The following is a 2,318-nucleotide window of genomic DNA, read 5'->3' as shown; positions in this document are numbered from 1 at the left end:
GGTCGTATGAGCCATCGATAATCCTCGTTCCTCCATCATTTCCACAAGGTTACGAAAGCTCAAGTTGTACCGTAGGTACCATCTGACAGTAAGAAGAATAATATTGGGTTGATAATGTTTCCACTTGAATAAATTTTGTTTTTCCATACTGATCACGCCCCTTTTTAGAGTACTAGTATCAGTATGTCCAAGTTTGGGAGATTACTTGCAGATATTTTGAAGTTTTTGCACCAGAACCCTAATTACCATACCTGTTTTTTTACCATCACATATTGGAGGTTAAAACATGAATAAAAAAAAGAAAATACAAAAATCAGCACTTTCCTTTATCCTACTCTTTTCTTTAGGCGTTTCATCTTTCCCGCTTACAACAGCTATTCACGCAGATACACGTGAGGAACAATCTGCAGAAAAGAAATTAGTCTCTTTAACGGAGCGTACATCATTATTCTTTGAATATCTCCAGCAAGGTAAGTATGCAGAGGCACTCCAGTTGACGTCTGCTGCTTTCCAATCCAAGTTTACAGCGAACACATTACAAAACTGGTGGACACAAAGTGGGATAAAAATCATGGGAACACCTGTAATAAAAGAACGAAACTTGGTCCATCAGACGGTGGAAATTTCAGGAGCTATTAAAGGAACTACCATACCGCTACTCATTAAATTCACACCTGGCGGGAAAGTAGATGAAGTTGGGGAAAGGCAGCCCCAGGAATCTTATACCATCCCGCACCCTAGCTATGATCAACCTGCTTCCTATCAAGAACGTGAAATCGTCATTGGAAATTCTACTTATCCGTTACCAGCCACATTAACGGTTCCGAAACATAAGCCTGGTGAAAAGGTACCCGTCGTTGTTCTTGTTCATGGTGCTGGCATCCATGATCGCGATGCTACCTATTTGGGAACAAAAATCTTACGAGACCTTGCGGTGGGCCTTTCATCCAACGGAATTGCAGTGTTGCGCTATGAAAAACGTACCTTAGAACATGCATTAAAGATGAGTGCAGAACCTGTTACGTTAGACCGTGATACTACAGATGATGCCATATATGCAGCAAAATCAGCAGCGCAGCAGGAAGGCATTGATCCAAATAATATTTTCATTCTCGGACATAGCCTAGGAGCTGGCACAATGCCGCGTATACTGAGCAAAGCGCCTTCCTCACTTGTCCGAGGAAGTATCTTACTCGCACCACCTGCACGCCCTTTGACTGACATTGCCATTGATCAGAATCAATACCTTGGGGCACCAAAGGAAGAAATCGATGAACTAAAAAGACAGTTCGCTTTTATCCTGGATCCTACTTTCAATCCTGACCATCCGCCAGCTGGCTACAATTTTCCGTCTCCTCATTTTATGTATGATGTTTCTAGGTGGCGTCCAGTTGAGGAGGCAAAATCACGAAAAGAGCCTTTACTGATTCTGCAAGGGGCACGCGATTATCAAGTAACAGTAAAAGATGAATATACAAAATGGCAGGAAGGACTTTCAAACCGTGGGAATGTTCAGTTCAAAGAATACCCGAAATTGAATCATTTCTTCACGGAGGGTGACGGGGAATTGAGTCTTCCAAGTGAGTACGAAATCCCTGCAAATGTTCCCGAGTACGTCATCCAGGACATTATTACATGGGTCAACGAGACAAAAAAATAAGAAAACATCAAAAGCCTTCAGGCAATCATCATTGCGTGAAGGCTTTTTTGAAAATTCAACAATTTTATTATCATTTTATAAAATAGTTTCCCTGATTTGTACTCTATTTTTTCTCTTGGAAACCCTAGAAGGGGTCACCATATCATTTTAAGAAAATTGTACGCTAAGGATTTTATAAAGGTCATAGATATTTAATAAACGTTTATAGTATCCTTAAAAGTATACCTTTACAGATATATAGAATACTATAAAAAACCACATCTATAAATGTCTATTTCTCACTTTACAGACATCCGTATTTTTCGTATATCTTTACGGACATATTTGGTAAAATTAACAGTGAGGTGTAGCATATGAAACATAAAAAATTTGGATATGTACGAGTTTCAAGTAAAGATCAAAATGAAGAACGACAAATTCAGAATATGAAGGATTTAGGAATAGAGGATCGAGATATTTTCATTGATAAAGAATCTGGAAAAAATATGGAGCGAGAGAATTATCAAATGCTAAAACGTTTTGCTCGTACAGGAGACACGATTGTGTTTGACTCGTTGACAAGACTTGGAAGAAATATGAATGATACATTAGAAGAATTTAGATATTACGAAAAACATAAAGTAAATTTACAATTTATAAAGGAACCATACATTAACGT

General features: G+C 38.5%; 2 protein-coding genes and 1 pseudogene. 2 read left to right on the top strand and 1 reads right to left on the bottom strand.

All coding sequences use genetic code 11. From position 1 onward, the window contains the following. Positions 1 to 147: pseudogene (locus tag ACFQZ1_RS14580) on the bottom strand (IS6 family transposase); the annotation flags it as partial. A 139-nt stretch (positions 148 to 286) separates the two neighbouring features. Between ACFQZ1_RS14580 and ACFQZ1_RS14575 the strand changes: the two are divergent. Next, a complete protein-coding gene (locus tag ACFQZ1_RS14575; protein ID WP_377882904.1) occupies positions 287 to 1,660 on the top strand; it encodes an alpha/beta hydrolase family protein in 1,374 nt (457 codons plus the stop codon). A gap of 353 nt (positions 1,661 to 2,013) precedes the next feature. Next, a partial coding sequence (locus ACFQZ1_RS14570; protein ID WP_377882903.1) for a recombinase family protein occupies positions 2,014 to 2,318 on the top strand: 305 nt, incomplete at its 3' end.

Source organism: Bacillus sp. CGMCC 1.60114, from assembly GCF_042676365.1.
GTDB lineage: Bacteria > Bacillota > Bacilli > Bacillales > Bacillaceae_G > Bacillus_A > Bacillus_A rhizoplanae_A.
Note: the sequence above shows the minus strand (reverse complement) of the source record. Positions and strands in the feature narration are given on the sequence as shown.

Bases quoted from the DNA above. Each gene is read 5' to 3' on its own strand.
- ACFQZ1_RS14575 (WP_377882904.1), top strand. From the start codon at position 287: ATGAATAAAAAAAAGAAAATACAAAAATCAGCACTTTCCTTTATCCTA.